This window comes from Microcoleus vaginatus HSN003 (genome assembly GCF_022701255.1).
GTDB classification, from domain to species: domain Bacteria; phylum Cyanobacteriota; class Cyanobacteriia; order Cyanobacteriales; family Microcoleaceae; genus Microcoleus; species Microcoleus vaginatus_B.
In genome coordinates this window covers 2926887-2947794 of sequence record NZ_CP031705.1, presented here as the reverse complement: position 1 = coordinate 2947794, position 20908 = coordinate 2926887, and the positions used below count along the sequence as shown (strand labels likewise).

The following is a 20908-nucleotide window of genomic DNA, read 5'->3' as shown; positions in this document are numbered from 1 at the left end:
AGTATAAAAACAAAATTGAATTTTGAGGCTTCAGGTACTAATTATAGGAATAGTGAAGTAAAAAGTCGCTCCTTTTCCCTCCTGAGATTCCACCCAAATGCGCCCGCTGTGGCGTTCAACAATGCGCTTGCACATCGCCAAACCTATACCAGTACCAGAATATTCGCGGCGGGAGTGCAGGCGCCCAAAAATGATAAAAATGCGATCGGCATACTGCGGATCGATGCCAATGCCGTTATCCGAGACGCTGAACAGCCATTCGCTCTCTTTCCTGCGGGCAGCGATATGAATCAAAGGGATATCTTGGCGACAAAATTTGATGCCGTTGGCGATCAAATTTTGGAATAATTGCACCAGTTGAGATTCATCCGCCATCACGCTTGGCATCGCGTCGTAGGTGATTACAGCTTTTCTTTCGGCGATCGCAATTTGCAAATTGCACATAGTTTGCTTGACCACAGCGTTGCAGTCCGCCTCGTCAAACTCCTGACCCCTCGTTCCCAGGCGGGAATACGCCAACAAATCGTTAATTAACTGTTGCATTCTGGTGGCGCCATCGACAATATAATTAATATACTTATCTGCGCGATCGTCCAAATTCCCTTGATAGCGCTGGGCCAGCAATTGAGTGTAACTGGTAACGGCTCGGAGCGGTTCTTGCAAATCGTGGGAAGCCACATAAGCAAATTGTTCTAATTCCTCATTGGAACGCTTCAAATCTTCTGTAAGTTGCAGCATTTGCTGCTCTGCTTCTTTGCGGTCTGTAATGTTGTAAACCAAGGCACAACAAGACAGCAAATTCCCCTGGGAGTCCCTGACTGGACTGGTAGACATATCAGTCCAAATATCTTGCCCGTCCTTGCTTTTGAATTTAAATTCGTGTTGTTCACCAATACCTTGCTTGCGCCGATCAACATTATCAAGAGCTTGTTGTTTTTCCGGTTCGTCCATGAAATCAAAAATCGACCGCCCGAACATTTCTACTTCACTATAGCCGAGCATTCGCGCCATTGCGTGGTTCACGTAAGTTGTCAGGGCATTGCTGTCAATTACCCAAATACCTTCTTCTGCTAATTCAACTATTTGCCTGTATTTAAATTCGCTTTCCTGCAAAGCTGTTTCAGTTAGTTTGCGCTCGGTGATATCTTTCATAAAACAGTGGTGACCGTTAAAGATACCTTGTGCGTCGCAAGCTTTTACCATCGTTAATTGCTTGTAAAAAAACGAGCCATTTTTCCGAACGCCTCTAGCTTCAACTTCTACTTGGCCAGAAATTAGCATTTCCTGATAAGCTGAGATCATCATCTCAACATCGCCCGGATGTACGGTGAGCTGCCATTCCATGCCAAGCATTTGTTCCGGTTCGTAACCGCATTTATGAGCGTAAGCTCGGTTAACATTCACGTAGCGCCCCTCAATATCCAGCCGCGAAATGCCTTCCACTGCATTTTGCATGGCATTAGTGAGGTCGCGCAGCTCTTTTTCAGCTTGTTTGCGATCGCTAATATCCTGGCCGATACCCAAAAAACCGTTAATATTTCCGTTGCTGTCAAATAAGGCAGTCACCGACAGCAGTACCGGAAACCGTGAACCATCTTTGCGAATGTAAGTCCATTCATTTTCGTCAGCGATTTCCCGGCACGGCAAGGCAAAAAATACTTCAATTCCCGCCTCTATTTTCACTCCCAATTCTTGAGAAAGAACTTCAGCTCTTTTAGCTATCTCCCGAGGATCGTGAATTATTGCTAGCGTGACTTTCCCCACCACTTCTTCTCGCGAATAACCTAAAAGTTTTTCTGCGGCACGATTAAATGTTTTAATTGTACCGTCGGGTTGTGTAGAAATAATTGTGTAGTTAGCGCTATTAAGAATTGCATTTTGCAATTGCGTCAATTCCAACAAAGTGATCGCAATTTTTTCGCGGTAGGCTATTTCTTTTTGCAATTTGTGGTTAGAAATTTCTATTTGAGCAGTGCGCTCAGCAACTCGATGCTCCAGAGTTTCATTGAGCCGCCGATTTTCCTCTTCTACCTGCTTGCGTTCTGTAATATCAGTAATAGTACCCACATAACTTTCCACCTCCCCATTTTCTCCGATTTGACCGACAGATTGACCGAATACCCAACTGATTTGAGTGTGATTAATGCCTTGAAAGCGGTACTCAGATTTAAACGGTAATTTCTGCTGCACGGCGCTATACCATTCACTAAAAACACGCTCGCGGTCGTCTGGATGAATGCCTTGCAACCACCCTTTGCCCAAAGCTTCATGGCAGGTAATCCCCGAAATTTGACACCAGCGCTCGTTGACATACAAGCAGTGTCCTACAGCATCTGCATAAAATATTCCCACCGGTGACGCTTCAGTTAAAGTTTGATAGCGAGCTTCCGTTTCTCGGCGTTCAAGGATTTCTTTTTGCAGTATTAGATCTATCATCCCTAATTGAGTTGGGCTCAGGAGAGTTAAGGCTTGAGGAAGTAAAGGAATTAAGGCAAAAGCAGTGTAACCAGAAATCACGGCGGTAATAATTTTTATACTGCCTGAAACCCAATAAACAGGGTGCCAAAGCGTCCAAACTTCGATTATATGAGTAGTGCCGGAGGAGATAATAAAGGCTGCAAACAGCCAAAAGATATTGCGAAAGGGCAAGTCTTTTCGCTGAAATATAAAATAATAAATTAGCGAGACGGGTATTGAATAGTAAGCCAGGGCAATGATAGAGTCTGACACTATGTGGAGTGCTACTAGCTCTGGCTGCCAAAGGTAACAGTGGCCCTGAGGGATATAATTGGCGGTGAATAACAGGTTATTTAAAAAGTTCCAAATCATAAACGGAATGGGAAATGGGGCATGAGTAATTTAAGGCAATAACTTATAACTTATCTTAACTCTCTGAAATATACAGTTCTGGAGGTACGGGGGGCTAAAAACCAGGTTTCATCATAAATGCCTCGTTGCCAAACCGAATATTGTTGTAGGAACTGGTTTTTCTTCCGTAAGTCTTAATATAGCAATTCTCAATGATTCGAGCTGTAGCGAACTCTAGGTTGGCTATAATATCGTTTCCGGTTGCATCGGAATAATAAAATCGAGTAAACAGTTAACACTCAACCATTCAGTTTTTCGACCCGCCCGTCAACAGTCAACAGTCAACAGTCAACAGTCAACAGTCAACACTCAACACTCAACAATCATGTATGAGTGCAACCAGAATTGATATAACTCATATGTTGCACCATTCTCAATAATCCTTTTATGAACAGGCTTTCCGGCCCCTTCCACAAGAGATAAATTTTCTTGGGGAACGGGTATCTTCCCTGTTGCTGACAATGGTGCCAGATGTGAGGTATGACGAAGTGAAGCCCTATATGCCGATTTAAGATTTTAGGATTTTAGCTTTTCCTTCCTTCTTTTTTATATTCTAAATAACTAAAAGCTTCTTCCATCCATCCATTACATCTGTTACATCCGAAGAAAGTGAATCCGTTGCCGAACTTCCTTTTGCTATAAAAAATGGGGCGAGCCAGAAGCCCGCCCCACCCAAAATTATGCTGCTGCTATTAACCCAACAGCGCCTGAGCCTTAGCTACCACATTATCAACGGTGTAGCCAAACTTTTCTAAAGCAACGGGGCCCGGTGCAGAAGCGCCGAATGTGTCGATGCTGATGCTGTCGCCTTCGGAACCCAAATAACGTCCCCAGCCGAAGCTACAAGCTGCTTCAACTGCCAACCGTTTAGTAACAGCTTTCGGCAGTACAGATTCGCGGTAAGCGGCATCTTGTAAGTCAAACAATTCCCAGCAAGGCATCGAAACTACGCGGACTTTATTGCCTGCAGCGCGCAATTTTTCAGCGGCATCAACGCAGAGGTATGTTTCGCCGCCGGTGCCGATTAAAATGATGTCGGGAGTGCCACCGTCGTCGGACAAAATGTAAGCGCCTTTGGCTGTTCCTTCGATCGAGCTTCCAGCCAAGTTGGGCAGATTTTGGCGCGACAAAGCCATTAAAGTTGGGCGAGTGCGGCTTTCAACTGCCACTTTGTAAGCGCCGGATGTTTCATTACCATCCGCAGGGCGCATTACCAACAAATCGGGAATTACTCGCAGAGAAGCGATGGTTTCCACGGGTTGGTGAGTCGGGCCGTCTTCGCCCAAGGCTACGGAGTCGTGAGTCATTACGTAAATAACTCCAGCTTCCGAAAGTGCAGAGAGGCGAATTGCTCCCCGCATATAGTCAGCAAATACCAAGAAAGTGGCGCAGTAAGGAATTAAACCGCCGTGCAAAAGCATACCGTTGGCGATCGCACCCATGCCGTGTTCCCGCACACCAAAGCGCAGGTTACGTCCTTCGTACTGACCTTTTTGGAAGTCTTTTTCACCCTTGAGCAAAGTCATGTTAGAAGATGCCAAGTCAGCGGAACCGCCGATCAATTCAGGTAGCACACCTGCCAAAGCATTCAAACATTTTCCAGAATGATTCCGAGTCGAATCTGCCTTATCTTCCGGCTTGTATGTCGGCAAAACTTTATCCCAACCTTCAGGAAGTTTGCCGGCAACGCTGCGCTCATATTCTGCAGCTTCGGCTGGATATGCTGCTTTATAAGCATCAAAAGCTTTCTGCCATTCTTGCTCAGCTTGAGCACCGCGATCGACTGCTTTGCGGAAGTGTGACAAAGCATCCTCAGGAATCTCAAACGGTGCGTGTTCCCACTTCAAGAAATCGCGAGTTGCTTGCACTTCATCGCTACCCAAAGCAGCACCGTGAGCGCTGTAGGAATTCCGCTTGTTTGGAGAACCGTAACCAATGACGGTGCGGACTTTAATCATGGACGGTTTGTCCGTGACTTTTTTGGCTTCTTCAATAGCTTTGTGAACTGCTTCTAGGTTAGTATCTTCGTCTAGAGCGGTATTGTCTACTGTAATAACGTGCCAGTTGTAAGCTTCAAAACGCTTGCCCACATCTTCAGTAAAGGCCAAGCTTGTGTCGCCTTCAATAGAAATGTGATTGTCATCGTACAAGGCAATTAATTTGCCGAGTCCGAGGTGTCCGGCCAAAGAACAAGCTTCGGCAGAAACACCTTCCATGTGGCAGCCGTCACCCAAGATTACATAGGTGTAGTGGTCAACAATTGTGTGGTCGGGCTTGTTAAACTTAGCAGCGAGGTGAGCTTCTGCCATTGCCAAACCGACGCCATTAGCAATTCCTTGTCCCAGGGGGCCGGTGGTAACTTCTACGCCTTCGGTCATGAAGTTTTCGGGGTGTCCGGGCGTTCTGGATTCCCACTGGCGAAATTGCTTGATGTCGTCGATGGTGACGCTATCGTAGCCGGTCAAGTACAGCAGGGCGTACTGTAGCATACAGCCGTGGCCGGCCGAGAGGACGAAGCGATCGCGATTAAACCACTTGGGGTTTTTGGGGTTGAACCGCATGAACCTATCCCACAGCACGAAGGCCATAGGGGCAGCGCCCATCGGCAGTCCCGGGTGTCCTGATTTTGCTTTTTCTACCGCATCGATGGCCAAAAAGCGGATAGAGTTGATGCAGAGTTCTTCGAGTGATTGGGTTGCAACAGCCATAATTCTGGTTTTTATATGTTAAGAGAGAGTGTGTGTGGTCGATTCTGACAGAGGTGCGATGAGCCGAGTTCGATCGCTCGCGTCTCTAATGTTCAGTTTCGATGGAACTGCCGTGAGGCTGCACTACATATCATCTCACCTGTTGCGATCGACAGACAACTTAATTTTTTAATGTTTCGGTCGCTTTGTGCAGTCGATCGCAAATTGTTATCGGAGATATTTCTGGGGCGAGTGCGGGTCTGTGCGATCGGGCTAGGAGAGGGTGTAACTTATTATTTGGCAAATTGGCTCTCAAAGCAGCCCTATTAAAAGCAGCCCTATTATGATAGAGTTTGGTGTTTCTGACATCTTGCAGCTCGATCGCGAACAGCCAAGATGCCTGTTCCACAAAGAGTGAATTTTCTTGTGGGGAGTAGGGGTTGGGCTCTTCTAGCGCACCCGATCGCACCAGCGCCAGAATAGTGCAAGATGTCAGATATTTGTAATTTTAATCAGGCAATAACTAATGACTCTCAGTGAAGCCGAAGTCCGCAGTCAAAAAGTAGACGAACTGCGATCGCAAGGCATAGAACCATATCCCAGTGAATCCTACGCGCGATCGCACACAGCCAAGCAAGTTCGCGAAATATTTAGTCAGCCGGGAAAAGAACTCGAAAACGGAGAAAGTGACCCCGAAGAAATTTCCCTGCGATTAGCTGGCCGCATCACTTCCAAGCGGGACAGTGGCAAAATTGGTTTCATCGATTTAAAAGACGCCACAGACAAAATTCAACTCAAAATCGAGAAAGCAATCGTCACCGGCGAAGTCGGTTTGAGCTTTGAACAAATTAAAAAATTGCTCGATGTCGGCGATTTTGTCGGCGTCGAAGGTATCGGCTGCCGCACCCCCAGGGGAGAACTTTCTATTTTAGTGAGGGAATTAAAGCTTTTATCAAAAGCTACCATTCAATTTCCCGATGCTTATTACGGAATTAACGACCCCGAAGTTTGCCGCCGTCACCGCGAAATGGATTTGGCAAGCAACCAAGATGCGCTCAACCGTTTTATGCTTCGCAGCCGCATCGTTCAAAGCATTCGTTCCTATCTCTGGCAAGCCAATTTTTACGAAATAGAAACGCCAACACTGCAAGCTATTTACGGCGGTGCTGCTGCTAAGCCCTTCACCACTCATCACAATGCTTTGGATGTAGATTTGTATTTGCGAGTGGCTCCCGAATTATTCTTAAAAAGAGCAATTTGCGGCGGTTTCGAGCGAGTATTTGAACTCGGTAAAGCATTTAGAAATGAGGGAATTGATAGCACCCACAATCCCGAGTTTACCTCTTTAGAAGTTTACCAAGCTTATGCCGATGTTTTCGACATTTTAACAGTGGTCGAAGACGTGATGTGTTTCGCAGCGACGGCGGTATTTGGGGATGTCAAAGAAATTGAGAATCAGGGGGAAACGATTAGTTTAGAACGCAAGTTCGACTACAGCGAAAAATATCCCGGTTTCAGCGGCAAACACTGGCAAGTCAAAACGATGGTAGAAGCTGTCAGAGACGAGTTTGATATGGATTTTGACAGTTTGGACTTGGAAAGTGCGATCGCTTCTGCAACCAAACTAGAATTGCACCTGTCTAAGTTAGAACAACAGAGTTTAGGCTACGTGCTCTATGCGGTTTTTGACAAATTAGTTGTTCCCAAACTAATTCAACCTACATTCATCATCGACTACCCTGTCGAAGTCAGTCCCTTAGCGAAAGGACATCGCAGCAAGCCGGGATTTGTAGAACGTTTCGAGCTATTTATCAACGGTACAGAATACTCGAACGGCTTCTCAGAATTGAACGATCCGAAAGAGCAAAGAAAGCGGTTTGAGGAACAGTTAGCACAGAAAAATGCGGGCGATGACGAAGCGCATCCAATGGATGAAGACTTTATTCAAGCGCTATCTTTGGGAATGCCTAATTGTGCGGGAATGGGTATCGGCGTAGACAGATTGGTGATGCTTTTAACTAATACTCAAAGCATCCGCGATGCGGTGATGTTCCCGACAATGCGGCCGATTAAAGATTCGTAAAATCTTGTAGGGGCGGGTTCACCAATAACATTTAATTCCCACAAACAACCTATATAAACCCGCCCGCCACAACAAACAACCTACATCAACCTTGATGTTTATTTAATGCGGAAAATGTGCATTTTGATTGCTCGTTGGGTGGGGGCGGGTTTATTTAGTTTGTCAATTATTGGCAAATATTGTTGGTGCACCCGCCCCTACAAGCCTTAATTTAACGAATTTGCTCTCACCGAATAAACGAACCGACAACACCGTTCAAATCTTCAGCCAAAGGATTTCCCAAAGCCTTAAACTTCCACTCGCCGCCTTCTCGATAAACTTCTCCCATCAACATATTTAATTTTCCTTCAAAAGATGGGTCATTTGACAAGCGATAGCGAGCGATTTCTTTCCCGGCGGCATCTACAGCTCTCACAAAAGCATTTTCTACCAAGCCAAAATGCTGTTTTCTCTCTTTCCCATTGTAAATATTAACTCCCAAAATTATTTTGTGATATTGTGCTGACAAAGAACTCAGTTTCACCAATATTTGTTCGTCATCTCCCTCTCCCTCTCCCGTGAGATTGTCGCCGGAGTGAACCACTGTTTTGTCTTTTGACTCCAAATGAGAGTAATAAATTACATCTTCTTTGTAGTTCTTTAATTTGCCATTTTCTCCCAGCAGCAGAGCGTAGGAATCCAAGTCAAAATTTGCACCGCTGCTGCGGCCAAAAAGACCTTTTTTAGCTTGCGCTACATCCCAGCCCAAAGCCATTGTTAATCGGGATAAGTCGTATTCGCTTTTGCTGAGAACGATTGATTGTCCTTTTGTCAAGTTGATAGCCATAGTTTTGTGATTTTGTAAGGTTTATGGTGGAGTTGAATGATTGCCCTAAACTAGCATTTTGTTTGGCGACAAAAACTGTTTCTAGGGTAAGATATTTTTGATTCGCGCTGATTTTACCCAATGCGGATATTCTGCTGTCAACAAATCGTATAATTCCTCATCGGCAATATGTTCTGGGTCTTCTAAACTGAAGAAATCTGCGTTGTCTAGGTAGCGATCGCCCATTTCGTCAAGCTGCTCTAAAAAGCTAAAATCGCTCGCTACGGCTCTTGCTAACCACCCTCGAACTCCCTTAATTTTGACATCCTTCTGCGACTTGCCGATCGCCATAAACTGCCAAAATATCGGCTCATAGGACGACCATTGTAGCTGCTGCTGGCTTTCCGACTCGTCAGCAGTTTCTCCATCCGTTACAAACATCACGTAGACAGGTCGATCGGCTTTAATAGCTGCGTAGCGCCTGCTACCGCGAGCGTCTGGAAAATAGAAGTTTCTAATTTCCTTCATCACTTTACCGTAGTAAGTACCTCCTTCTAAAGGATACTGTTGCAGTATCTGGTGGATGAAGTTTGAGAAATTGTCGATCGACATTTCACCGGGATTGTGGGGGTTGACTCCAAACAGAAATATGTCGATAGCGGCGTTGTCATCAAACCGACATCCTAAAGCCAAAATCTTCTCTGCCAAACGCTGAATTTTTCCTGAACTGTACAGCGAAGACATGGAACCAGAAATATCGAGGCAAAGCGCTACTTGAGCATTGTGATTTGTGAGATTTGCTTTTTTGAGCGAGAGATCGGCTTTCTTCGCGAGATTAAAAATGTGCGGCGCTTTCTCCTCAAGCTTTTTGTCTAATGCTATAGCTTTCTGACTTTTGTGGCTATCTTCAATAACTGGTAATTTAGGCAGTTCTACTGTAATTTTTGCTGGCTTTTCTTCCGGTTTAATCTCTGAATGGTACTTGTCAACAAAACTCTGTAACCCTGCTTTATATCCTTGTCCTACGGCCTGAAATCTCCAAGCTGCATCTTTTTTATACAACCGTCCAAACTCGACTGCTGTTTCTTCAGAAAAACCTTCTGTTAAATCATACCGGGCTAGTTCGCTGTCTGTTTCGCGATCGTACAATCGGATAAAAGCATTTCGGATTTGGCTGAAATTTTGATGTTTAGCTTGTGCGTCGTGAATCGTGACCACAAAAACCATTTCCTCAACAGCAGCCGTTACTTTTTCTAAGTCTACATAAATTGTCTCGTCATCTCCTAGAGTTTGACCCGTTTGATTATCTCCCGAATGGGCGATCGCTCCGTCGGGCGACTGCGAGTTATTGTAAAATACAAAGTATCTTTCATCGGGAATTATTCCATCCGAACCTAATGCAAAAACCGAGGCATCGATATCGCAGCTTTGCTGGTTTGAGTCGGATAAATTTAGTTGAGTTGCTATTTCCCATCCCAGGGCGATCGCCACTTTTGTTAAACTAGGAGATGTTTTAGAAAGATTAAATCTTTCACCTTTCTTTAATTGAATGCCCATCTGGTTTATCACCTCATGAGTCTGATTGCTTAAAATCGAGGGAAACATTCCTGCTTCCGAATTTCCCCTCGATTTATTTAGCTAGGAGCGATCGACCTTTTATCAGGCATACTTATCTACAAAGCTTTGTAAGCCGGAATTGTAGCCTTGTCCTACAGCTTGGAACCTCCACTCACCGTCTTTTTTGTAAAGTCTGCCAAACTCTACCGCTGTCTCCCTAGAAAAATCCTCGTCCAAATCGTACTTCGTTACCTCTGTGTTAGTAGTAGTGTCGTAAATCCTGATAAAAGCATTCCGCACTTGACCGAAGTTTTGCCTTCTCGATTCTGCTTCGTGGATAGTCACCACAAACACAATTTCTTCCACCGCCGGATCGACTTTGGTTAAATCGACGGTAACTGTTTCATCATCGCCAAATCCTTCTCCGGTTCTGCTATCTCCCAGATGTATTACAGCAGTGTCCGGCGACTCCTTGTTGTTGTAGAAAACAAAGTATTTTTCGCCGGGAATTTTGCCAGTAGCCCCCAACATAAACACGGAAGCATCTAAGTCAAACGCGGCGCCGGTGTCTGTAGCATTGGTATCCCATCCCAAACCAATCCCGGCATTTTTTAGCCCCGGTGCTTCTTTAGAGAGATTGATTCTCCCGCCTTTTTCCAAATTGATAGACATTCGCCCTCCTATTCACAACATCACTGGCGTTATTGCTCGCAATTATATCAATTATTAGAGGAGCTTGACAAATTGCTGCTGGTACTTATCTTCTGTCAATCGATTTTAGATTTTAGAATTGACCCCACGCATAAATCCGGGCGCTTTGTACCCTGAATGTTTGCGGCTATAGCAGGTTGACAATTTGCTTTTGGTACTCATCTTCTGTCATCAGTTCGTGGGTATTTTCCACTCTGTCTAAAAACACGATTCCATCTAAATGGTCGTGTTCGTGTTGAAAAATTCGGGCCACAAAGTCTGTCAATTCTTGTCGGTGGAGTTTGCCGTCTCTACTGGTGTATTCTATCTCGATCGCCCTACTTCTGGGCACCAATCCCCGAATCCCCGGAATGCTCAAACAGCCTTCCCAGTCTTTGACTGTCTCTGTTGATGCAGCCACAATCCGGGGATTAATCATCGCTGTGGGCTCCATGCTGGGTGCTTGGGGATAGCGTAGGTTGGGACGGGATGCGACGATGAACAGACGATCGCACTGAGCGGCTTGAGGGGCGGCAATCCCCACTCCGTTCGCATTTTGTACGGTGGAGATTAAGCTGTCAATCAACTGTTGAATGCGATCGTCCTGAATATTCTCGACAACTTGCGACGGGCGGCGCAGCACGGGATTTCCTAATTGTGAGATTTGTAAGAGTTCTGCCATATTAATTAGTCATTGGTAATTGCTAATTGGTATATGGTAACAACTGTCAACTGTCAACCGTCAACTGTCAACTGTCAACTGTCAACTGTCAACAGATTATCTAACTTTTTGAACCGGTAAACTCCCCGGTTTAACAGTCAAATTAACTATTTGCCCGTTGCGGTTGATTTCCATTTGCAACAGACCGCCAACCTTAGCATTTTGCACGAACTCCTGAACAGCTTCCGACTGAATAATCGGCTGATTATTAATTTTTTGAATCACATCTCCAGCCCGCAAACCTGCCGCCGCAGCGGGAGAAGCAGGAACTACACTAACAATAGCCACACCCCGATCGACTGTAACTCGCAGGCTGCTATTAGCGTTGCTGTTAATTTGCTCCTTAACCTCTGAAGTCAGCGTCGCCATTTCAATGCCTAAATAAGCGTGTTCGACTTTCCCCGTCGTAATCAGTTCCTTCGCCACCTGTTGGGCCGCCTGAATGGGAATCGCAAACCCCAATCCTTGAGCACCTTGAATAATCGCCGTATTCATGCCAATAACTTGGCCCGAAGCATTCAGCAGCGGGCCGCCGGAATTCCCCGGATTAATTGCAGCGTCTGTTTGAATAAAACCGACCCGCTTGTCGGGCACGCCCACATCAGTGCTCGATCGCCCCGTAGCGCTAATAATCCCCGCAGTTACGGAATTGTCCAAACCCAAAGGATTACCGATCGCGATCGCCCATTCCCCAGGCAACAGCTTATCCGAATTGCCGATCGCCACCACAGGCACATTATTCGCCTCAATCTTCACCACAGCCACATCCGTCACCTTATCCGCCCCCAACACCCGTCCCTGAAAGCTGCGGCCGTCCTTGAGAGTTACATTTACGCTATCGGCTCCCTCTACAACGTGAGCGTTAGTGAGAATCACGCCGTCGGCACCGATGACAAAACCCGAACCAGTGCCCCGTTCGATCCCGCCCCGGCCACCCGAATTCGGTTCTATGCCAAAAAAATCTTCCGGCGACAGCCCTCTATTTCCCGGTTTCGCCCGGCGCGAAGCATCGATCCGAACCACTGCCGGGCCAACTTTTGCCACCGCAGCCACAATAAAATTCACATTGGCCGCGTCGCCCGACAAGGAAGCCGGCGGCAAGACTTTGCTAACTCGATCCTTTGTATTAGGAGGCAGTTGCAATTTCGGTTCCAGCGCCCTTTGTCCCGAATCGCCAGAATTTGCACGAAATGGAGAAACCGTCAGACGATCGCCCAACATGGCGGCCCCGGCTCCCGTTACCAGCAGCAATATGTAAATTGCCGGTTGCTTCCAAAATTTGCCAGTAGAACTCTTCATGGCGACGTTTTAAGGCTTTCCTGCCAAATCTAAATATTTGCCGAGCAGCTCCCCGATACCTGGTTTGGGCTGCAGAGCCGCCAAATTTTTGGGCGATGGCGTCCCGCCCCGCAAGCTACGGCAGACTCCCTTAAACTTTAGCATCTGACGACTAAACTCTCTAGAGTAGAATTAATATCTTGAATGCCGATCGGCAGAGGTGAGCGATGGAAATTCCCCTCGAAAGTCTGTGGAATCAGATACTTGAACGTCTCCAGGTACAACTGAGCAGACCTAGCTTTGAGACGTGGATCAAAACTGCCCGCGCCGAACAACTCGAAAATAACTGTTTGATCGTCAGCGCCCCCAACCCCTTTGCTCGCAATTGGTTGCAAAAATATTACGTCAAAACCATTGCCGATGCAGTCGAAGAAATTCTCGGCTATCCCGTAGACATTTACTTGACAATTGCCGGGGGCAACGAAACCGGCGGCAGCAGTGACTCCGCCATGATTTGGCCCTCCCCCATCGCCGATATGGAAAGCCACTCGCTTCACCCCCCCAAACCCGCCAATTTAAACCCGAAATACGTATTTTCCCGCTTTGTCGTCGGTTCCAACAACCGCATGGCCCACGCAGCCTCCCTCGCCGTAGCCGAGTCTCCGGGCCGAGAATTCAATCCCCTATTTTTGTGCGGTGGCGTCGGTTTGGGCAAAACTCATTTGATGCAGGCGATCGGTCATTATCGCTTGGAAATTGACCCCAACGCCAAGATTTTTTACGTTTCTACTGAGAAATTTACTAACGATTTAATCGCCGCAATTAGGAAAGACAGTATGCAAACTTTCCGCGATCATTATCGAGCAGCCGATGTTTTATTAATAGATGATATCCAATTTATTGAAGGCAAAGAATACACTCAAGAAGAATTTTTCCACACTTTTAATACTTTGCACGAATCCGGAAACCAAGTAGTCTTAGCTTCCGATCGCCCGCCGCAGCAAATTCCCCGCCTGCAAGAGCGTTTGTGTTCCAGATTTTCCATGGGATTAATTGCCGACATTCAATTGCCCGACTTGGAAACTAGGATGGCAATTTTGCAGAAAAAAGCCGAGTATGAAAATATGCGGCTGCCGCGAGATGTGATTGAATACATTGCTTCTAGTTACACTTCCAACGTTCGGGAGTTAGAAGGAGCTTTGATTCGGGCGGTAGCATATCTTTCAATTACCGGTTTGCCGATGACCGTGGAGAATATCACCCCGATTTTGAACCAGCAAACTGAAAGCGTAGAGGCGACTCCCGATGCAGTAATTGCAGTTGTGGCCGAGGCGTTTGATGTTTCTGTTGAAGATTTGAAAGGCATTTCCCGCAGGCGAGAAATTAGTCTGGCGCGTCAAATAGGGATGTATTTAATTCGGCAGCATACTGGTTTGAGTTTGCCGAAAGTTGGCGAAGTGTTCGGCGGCAAAGACCACACGACTGTGCTTTACAGTTGTGACAAAATTGCTCAGTTGCGGAACACTGACCCGAATTTGGCTCAAACTTTGCGTCAGTTGAGCGATCGAATTAACGTTGTCAGCCGCAAAAGTTAATTTGAAGTCAGTTGTCTGTTGACAGTTGTCATCACTCAACGCCGTCAACCGTCAACAGTCAACAGTCAACAGTCAACAGTCAACAGTCAACAATTCCCATTCCCAATTCCCAATGCCCCATAATAGGCAATCTTGCCTGTGGAAAAACCTGTGGAAAAGTTCCCCTCCCTTTGTGGAAAACTTTACTCGATCGCCCGAAACAGTTTTTGCACAAAAATGGGCGGGCGATCGACCGCACCAGCTTTTCCCCAAGTTTTCCACAAGTATTTATTACCTACAAGTGTTTCCCAGCAAGCAGTTAGCTTTTTTTTCCACAGTTTCCACAGGGCGATCGACACAAAAATAATTCAATAAATTAAAAAATACTAGCGATCCCTGCACACCCAACACAGATAATTTGCGACGCGCCCTGACTTCCGAAACCCGGTTTCTACCAAGATTTCTCGTTTTTACAGACAAAATTTTGCCTAGAAACCCGGTTTCTAGCCCCATGTTTAAGCCCTGACAGAGAAAAACAGACCCGCTGGCTTTCTGTGATACGATTTGTTTCTGTTTCAAATCCGGTTAATTAACCTTCCTACCATGAAATTGGTTTGCACCCAAAGTGACCTCAACGCCAACCTCTCGTTGGTAAGTCGGGCCGTTCCCTCCCGCCCGACACATCCGGTACTCGCCAACGTGCTCTTAGTAGCGGACGAGGAAAATCAGCGGGTTAGCTTGACAGCTTTCGATCTCAGTTTGGGCATTCGTACCAGCTTCGCAGCAGAAGTAACAGGCGGCGGCAGTTTTACCATACCCGCGAAATTGCTTAACGATATTGTTTCGAGACTCCCGGATGGAGAGATTACTTTAGAAGACGAAGCGGGCGACACCGTAGCATATCTCACTTGCAGTTCTGGCAGCTACCAAGTTAGAGGCATGGGCCCAGAAGAATTCCCAGAATTGCCCGCAATCGAAGCCGGAACAATCCTCAAATTGCCGCCGGAAGCCTTGATAGAAGGACTCAAAGGAACTTTATTTGCTACTAGCCCCGACGAGGCAAAACAGGTACTTGCAGGCGTGCATTTAAAGGTATTGCAAGATTGCTTGGAATTTGCAGCTACAGACGGCCACAGATTGGCAGTAGTTCAAACTGCCAATGAAAAAGCTGAAGGCGAAGAAACCCAAGAAGAATTTGAGGTGACAGTCCCCGCTAAAGCATTGCGGGAAGTAGAAAGAATGTTGGTGATGCGGCAGTGGACTGAACCTGTAACCCTGCATTTTGAACACGGTCAAGTAGTGTTTGAATGGGCCGACCAGCGGCTGACCACTCGTACATTGGAAGGGCAATATCCCGCATATCGGCAGTTGATTCCGCCGTCTTTTGAGCGCCAAATTACCTTAGAAAGGCGATCGTTCTTAGCAGCAGTTGAAAGAATAGCAGTTTTTGCCGACCAAAAAAATAATATTCTCAAATGCAGCATCGACGAGGAGAATCAGGAAATTACTTTGTCTGTAGATGCTAAAGATGTCGGCTGCGGCAAAGAGTCAATGCCGGCACAGATTTCGGGAGATAGCATAGATATTGCTTTCAACGTGAAATACTTAATTGACATTTTGAAAACTGCTCAGTCCCCCGAAATTCAACTGCAATTAAACGGTGCTTTAGCCCCCGTAATTTTCCAACCTTTGGGCGGAGTTAATGCTACATTCTTGGTAATGCCAGTTCAGCTAAGAGCTTAAAAACAGTCAGTAGTCATTAGTCGTTAGTAATTGGTAAGTGGTAACAAATAACCAATTACCAATTACCAATTACTAATAATTAATAACAACTGATATCAATTCCGGTAGCATCGGAATAGTCAAATCCCGTCAACAATCACTGATGGTGCAATCGGAATTGAGATAATTAATCTGCCTTAATCTGTGTTTATCTGCCTGTATGTGCGGCAAAAAAAAGAGAATGTATTAAACGCAGATAACAATGGATTGACGCTGATTCACGCAGAGGTCGAGAATAGAAATAGGAATAATTCCGCTGCTAATAGATTTGATATAACTTCTTGCTTCAAATCAATGGCAACAAAATTTCAAATTCAGTACCTGTACCGGGCGTAGAATGCAAATTCAACTTGCCTTTATGCTTTTCCGTAACAATTTGATGGGTAATTGCCAAGCCCAAACCTGTACCTTTCCCCGCCGGTTTAGTGGTAAAAAATGTCTCAAAAATCCGCCGTTGAATTTCTGGCGGAATTCCCGGCCCGTTATCGGCAATTCTGATGGCTATCCAAGCGTTATTTTGATTTTTTTCCGCTGCTTCTGGGCAGAAGTCGCCGTTTTGGCTGGCGGATGATAGCTGTTTTGCATTTTGTCGATCGCCCATAGCATAATTTTGAATTAATTCCGAATTCACGCAGTCTCCGTCAGAACTGTCTATTACCTCGGTTTTAATAGTAATCGCAGGCATAAAACCTTTTTCTGCTTTTACCTCTTCCAAAGCGTCGATCGCATTGCTGATGATATTCATAAATACCTGGCTCAACTGACCAGAGTAACACTTGAATAAAGGCAAATCACCATAGCTTTTAACTACTTCAATTCCGTACTTGAGACGGTTTTTCATAATTAGCAGCGTACTGTCAATACATTCATGGATGTTAGCTTGCTTCAAGTGGGTTTCGTCCATGTGAGAAAAGGTGTGCAGACTGGTGACGAGTTCGGTCAGCCTCTGCGATGAAACTTTCATACTTTTGAGAATTTCCACCCAATCTTCTTGCAAAAAATCAAATTCTATGTGTTTTTTGAGTTGGTTAATTTTTTCGTTTTCACCGACAATGTGTTCGTAAGCAGACAGCAAGTCCATGATGTCTGTCGAATAGTTGGACAAAAAGCCTAGATTTCCGCTGATGCAGGTGACGGGATTTCTAATTTCGTGGGCGACTCCAGCTACCATCTGCCCCAAACTGGCTAGTTTTTCGGTTTGAATTAGTTGAGATTGAGTTTGCTGCCTCAGCAATTTTGTCGCTAGTTCGTGAATGTTGGATTGGGCTACTAACAGTTCGTGTACATCTAGCAAACTATAAGTTTGAGGCGACACTTGAACTACAATAGGTTCGTAAAGCAGTTCTTTCGATCGCAACAGCGACTTCCTGGCTGCATCCACGATTAAAGTATCGCTAGGAAAAACTAAACTCTCAGTTTCGGCAAAGCGGTACAAAGCCCTCACAGGTCGTTTTAAAAATAATTCTCGCCCAAAAGGACGGCTGATAAATTCTAAAAATCTCCGCCGGGAAATCATACCAGCAAATTCACCTTGATGGGTCACAATGACTCCCGGTAACAGCGGGTTAGCTTCTAACATCTGAGAAATTCGCATTCCCCAATCCGTAGCTTCTACCTGAAAATCGTAAAGCGTCAATTCTTGGAGAGTAGAGTCTAAACAAAGTTCTCCGAGGTCAGCCTCGGAGAGGGGTGGGACTGGTCTTTCTACGCAGGAGGTATTCAACATAAATTCATCAGCACGCTTTTTTGGGTTCTATTTGCCAGCAGACATTCAGCTACCAAAGGTCAGCGGGTAACTTGCTGAGTGCTGTGATCGGCCTCGCCCTGGCAAACTGCATTTTAAATTACACAAAAAACTGACTGTAGTAAATGACACTTTACCACTTAAAGTATTAGGGAAGATTGAGAATTACCCAGATAAATGCGCCCTGGTAATTATACATGACTTTATTTTAGACTGACTTGAGCGGTATTAACGCTTGGTTCGACTATTTAACTCTTCATTAACCTGAAGTTATCGTCTTAACCTTTTGTTAATAAGTTTTTGTACTGAAAAATATAATCGGTTGACAATAAAATAAAATCGCAATTGCCCGATCGCCAACACGATGCAGCCCGTCAGCAGACAAGTTAAAAGCAGAAATTAGGGGGGTCGCGTCCCGGAGTTTTAGCTTGCAATCGCGATGGCGGGACGCCTTGCAAGCTAGGGCATTTGAGGCGATTTCATCCCATCTCCCCGATCCGGTACTCGCAACCCGTAACGCTCAGCCAGCGACACACCTGCCAGTGCGTCCCCTATAAGTTTGTAGTGAAAACTAAAGTCATCGCTAAAAACCAATTTTATAGCGATCGTTATATAAAACACTTAGGCTCACCCGCAATCTGCAAAATCTGCCTTGGCATTTGTTCTACAATCAATTATTGTTAACCGAAATATCCATCAAGCAAATAGGCGACGGTTGGCAGAGTCAATTATTGATTTGCTCTACGAGACGGATATGAATAAAAATTCAGTCAAATTCAAACAAGTTTAACCAGTCCAAATAATTCAAGGCATCAGCATTGATTAAATTAGAATGTCTACAAATTCCCGTAAAAAAAAGGCAAAAAAAAATTAACGGGATATTAACTTAGTGCTATGCTTTGGTATGATGTACAGGGAGTTCTACCAAAGACGTATAACTAAATAGCAATCTACCAGTAGGTGATCGATGCAACCCGCCCTGACAAATCAGTTAAATAATGCTTTTACCCTTTTTCTCAGCTTGTTAGTAGAGGCAATACCTTTTCTGCTGCTGGGAGTTTTATTCTCAGGTTTGCTGCTGGGGTTTGTAGACGAACGCAAACTCGTATCGCGCATCCCGCGAAACCCGCTGCTGGCGGCTTTGATGGGCAGTTCGATCGGCTTTTTGTTTCCCGTGTGCGAGTGCGGTAACGTGCCCGTAGCCCGCAGGCTACTGATGCAGGGAGTGCCCGCACCAGCCGCGATCGGCTTTTTGCTCGCCGCCCCCACCATCAACCCCGTGGTAATTTGGGCCACTTGGACGGCATTTCGGGATCAGCCAGAAATTGTAGTTTTGCGGGTGGTATTTTCTCTGTCTATAGCCACAATTATCGGCTGGGTGTTCAGCGCCCAAAAAGACTTGCGGCCTCTGCTGCAACCCTCTGTAGCCCGCGCCATTCCCCTGCCAAAACCAGAGTTTTCCGAAAAAGAACTCGTCCAAGCCAACACTCCGCTGCTGTTGCAGTCGGGAACATTTATGCTCGGTCAGCCGGGGGGGGCGGTGCCGATCGAATCTTTGCTACAAGACGACTGGAAGCCATTACCAACAGGCAAAACAGAAAAAATCTCGAAACGTTCCTCGATGTTCCACCCTGTTTCTAAAGAGCGTCTGCGCCTGCTTTTAGATACTATGGTACAAGAGTTGCGCGAATTGGGAGGAGTGTTGGTAATCGGAAGTGCGATCGCCGCCATCATTCAAGTTGGCGCCCCCCGCGAACTAATTCTCAACCTCGGCCAAGGCCCCGTTTCCTCGATTCTAGCCATGCTGCTCTTAGGCACAGTCGTATCGATTTGTTCTACAGTAGATGCCTTTTTTGCCCTGTCTTTCGCTTCCACATTTACCAGCGGTTCGCTGTTAGCATTTCTCGTTTTTGGCCCGATGATTGACCTCAAAGGCATCGGTTTAATGCTGTCTATTTTTAAAAGTCGAGCCGTAGTTTACCTCATTGTCTTAGCAGCTCAGTTAACCTTTTTAATGACCCTCGCTGTCAACTTGCATTTAGGTTAATAAATTAGCGGTGGCACACAACTAATACCATTTTCGATTTTCAATGACCTTGCTCCCCAACACGGAACTCACGGATATACGGATAGGTATTTTTTTCTTTTCCCTCTTCCCTCTTGTTTCCCAATCACTCTTAAAAAATGAATCTTAAAAAAATTAGCCCTTGGCTGGACGCCCTAGCTATCTTAGCCTGGGGAATACTGCTTCTTAAATATTGGATCACCGGCAAATTAAGCATTCTCATTCACCCCCATTACTTTGGCTTGACTCTAGCGGGAGGAATCGGCTTAATGGTTATTGGCGGGTTAAAAACTTGGGAACTCTTAAAGCTCGATCGCCTCACAAAGCAATCGCGGACATCAGCAGCCAATAACTCTCTCAGAATCACAGAAGTTGAACACGTTACTTTGTTTCCCCCCAGTATCGGTAGCAGCTTAATGTTGAGCGTCGCATTAATAGGTTTACTAACAACGCCACGCACTTTTACCAGCCAGACAGCATTAGAACGAGGCCTCACCGAAGCTCTGCCAATCACCAGACTGCAACCCCAAGAATTTCGCAATACTACAAAACCCGAACAGCGATCGCTCGTCGAATGGGTGCGGCTGTTAAATTTCAACCCCGAACCCGATATATACAGAGGTCAAAAAGTCAAGGTTCAAGGATTTGTAATTCATCCCCCCAATATAGCAGAACAATATATGTGGATCGGGCGTTTTATCATTACCTGCTGCGCGGCAGACGCCTATCCGATCGGGTTGCCGGTAAAATTACTGATCGGTCAAAGTCGCACCACCTTTGCCCCAGACAGTTGGCTAGAAATAGAAGGAGAAACGATCGTAGAAGAACTGCAAGGTAAGCGCAAATTAATCATTCAAGCATCCTCCCTCAAACCAATTCCCCAGCCAAAAAACCCTTATGATTATTGATGTGGAGTAAGTATGAGATTAAATTTTACCTTTATTGCGAGATGGACACTCCAGACCCTTCCTCCGGATACAAATTAAGATACTGTACAGTCAGCTATAAAAGTGGCAACACCATCCTCTAGGAGTTGCCAAAAACAAATTCAGCA

General features: G+C 45.7%; 15 protein-coding genes. 6 read left to right on the top strand and 9 right to left on the bottom strand.

All coding sequences use genetic code 11. The annotated features are described in order from the left end of the window. Window positions 1-30 precede the first annotated feature (30 nt). From D0A37_RS12835 to D0A37_RS12825, 3 genes are all read right to left on the bottom strand, one after another. Window positions 31-2730 carry a PAS domain-containing sensor histidine kinase gene (locus D0A37_RS12835; RefSeq protein ID WP_242724690.1) on the bottom strand — a complete coding sequence of 900 codons (2700 nt, stop codon included), beginning with the start codon at window positions 2728-2730 and terminating at the stop codon, window positions 31-33. Between the two features lie 830 nt (window positions 2731-3560). Further along, window positions 3561-5576, bottom strand: a complete 2016-nt coding sequence (gene tkt, locus D0A37_RS12830) for a transketolase (protein WP_242724688.1) — start codon at window positions 5574-5576, stop codon at window positions 3561-3563. A 160-nt stretch (window positions 5577-5736) separates the two neighbouring features. Continuing rightward, window positions 5737-6024: a hypothetical protein gene (locus D0A37_RS12825; RefSeq protein ID WP_242724687.1), complete on the bottom strand. Its 288-nt coding sequence runs from the start codon at window positions 6022-6024 to the stop codon at window positions 5737-5739. A 57-nt stretch (window positions 6025-6081) separates the two neighbouring features. On the opposite strand from D0A37_RS12825, the gene lysS reads away from it, so the two are divergent. After that, window positions 6082-7638, top strand: a complete 1557-nt coding sequence (gene lysS / locus D0A37_RS12820) for a lysine--tRNA ligase (RefSeq protein ID WP_242724686.1) — start codon at window positions 6082-6084, stop codon at window positions 7636-7638. Window positions 7639-7864: 226 nt separating this feature from the next. Here lysS and D0A37_RS12815 read toward each other — a convergent pair whose 3' ends face one another. The 5 genes from D0A37_RS12815 to D0A37_RS12795 all read right to left on the bottom strand — a co-directional run bounded on the left by D0A37_RS12815 (window position 7865) and on the right by D0A37_RS12795 (window position 12710). Beyond that, window positions 7865-8464: a TerD family protein gene (locus D0A37_RS12815; RefSeq protein WP_242724685.1), complete on the bottom strand. Its 600-nt coding sequence runs from the start codon at window positions 8462-8464 to the stop codon at window positions 7865-7867. Window positions 8465-8545: 81 nt separating this feature from the next. Next, window positions 8546-10000 carry a TerD family protein gene (locus D0A37_RS12810; RefSeq protein ID WP_242724684.1) on the bottom strand — a complete coding sequence of 485 codons (1455 nt, stop codon included), beginning with the start codon at window positions 9998-10000 and terminating at the stop codon, window positions 8546-8548. Window positions 10001-10102: 102 nt separating this feature from the next. Beyond that, a complete protein-coding gene (locus D0A37_RS12805) occupies window positions 10103-10672 on the bottom strand; it encodes a TerD family protein (RefSeq protein WP_242724683.1) in 570 nt (189 codons plus the stop codon). A gap of 166 nt (window positions 10673-10838) precedes the next feature. After that, window positions 10839-11372: a peptide deformylase gene (gene def / locus D0A37_RS12800; protein WP_242724681.1), complete on the bottom strand. Its 534-nt coding sequence runs from the start codon at window positions 11370-11372 to the stop codon at window positions 10839-10841. A gap of 96 nt (window positions 11373-11468) precedes the next feature. Then, the gene (locus D0A37_RS12795) at window positions 11469-12710 is read right to left on the bottom strand and encodes an HhoA/HhoB/HtrA family serine endopeptidase (protein WP_242724680.1); all 1242 of its coding nucleotides are present in this window, start codon (window positions 12708-12710) and stop codon (window positions 11469-11471) included. 206 nt (window positions 12711-12916) lie between these two features. On the opposite strand from D0A37_RS12795, the gene dnaA reads away from it, so the two are divergent. The 3 genes from dnaA (at window position 12917) to dnaN (ending at window position 16006) form a co-directional block, all read left to right on the top strand. Continuing rightward, window positions 12917-14284, top strand: coding sequence for a chromosomal replication initiator protein DnaA (dnaA, locus tag D0A37_RS12790; protein WP_242724678.1), 1368 nt, complete (start codon window positions 12917-12919; stop codon window positions 14282-14284). A 25-nt stretch (window positions 14285-14309) separates the two neighbouring features. Further along, on the top strand, window positions 14310-14630 hold the full coding sequence (locus D0A37_RS12785) for a hypothetical protein (RefSeq protein WP_242724676.1): 321 nt from the start codon (window positions 14310-14312) through the stop codon (window positions 14628-14630). 236 nt (window positions 14631-14866) lie between these two features. Continuing rightward, complete coding sequence (gene dnaN, locus D0A37_RS12780; protein WP_006632140.1) at window positions 14867-16006, top strand: DNA polymerase III subunit beta; 1140 nt, start codon at window positions 14867-14869, stop codon at window positions 16004-16006. Window positions 16007-16331: 325 nt separating this feature from the next. On the opposite strand, the gene D0A37_RS12775 is transcribed toward dnaN, so the two are convergent. After that, window positions 16332-17771, bottom strand: a complete 1440-nt coding sequence (locus D0A37_RS12775; RefSeq protein ID WP_242724674.1) for a sensor histidine kinase — start codon at window positions 17769-17771, stop codon at window positions 16332-16334. Between the two features lie 985 nt (window positions 17772-18756). Between D0A37_RS12775 and D0A37_RS12770 the strand changes: the two genes are divergently transcribed. Further along, on the top strand, window positions 18757-19836 hold the full coding sequence (locus tag D0A37_RS12770) for a permease (RefSeq protein ID WP_242724672.1): 1080 nt from the start codon (window positions 18757-18759) through the stop codon (window positions 19834-19836). 137 nt (window positions 19837-19973) lie between these two features. Beyond that, window positions 19974-20762 carry a TIGR03943 family putative permease subunit gene (locus tag D0A37_RS12765; protein WP_242724670.1) on the top strand — a complete coding sequence of 263 codons (789 nt, stop codon included), beginning with the start codon at window positions 19974-19976 and terminating at the stop codon, window positions 20760-20762. Window positions 20763-20908: the final 146 nt, after the last annotated feature.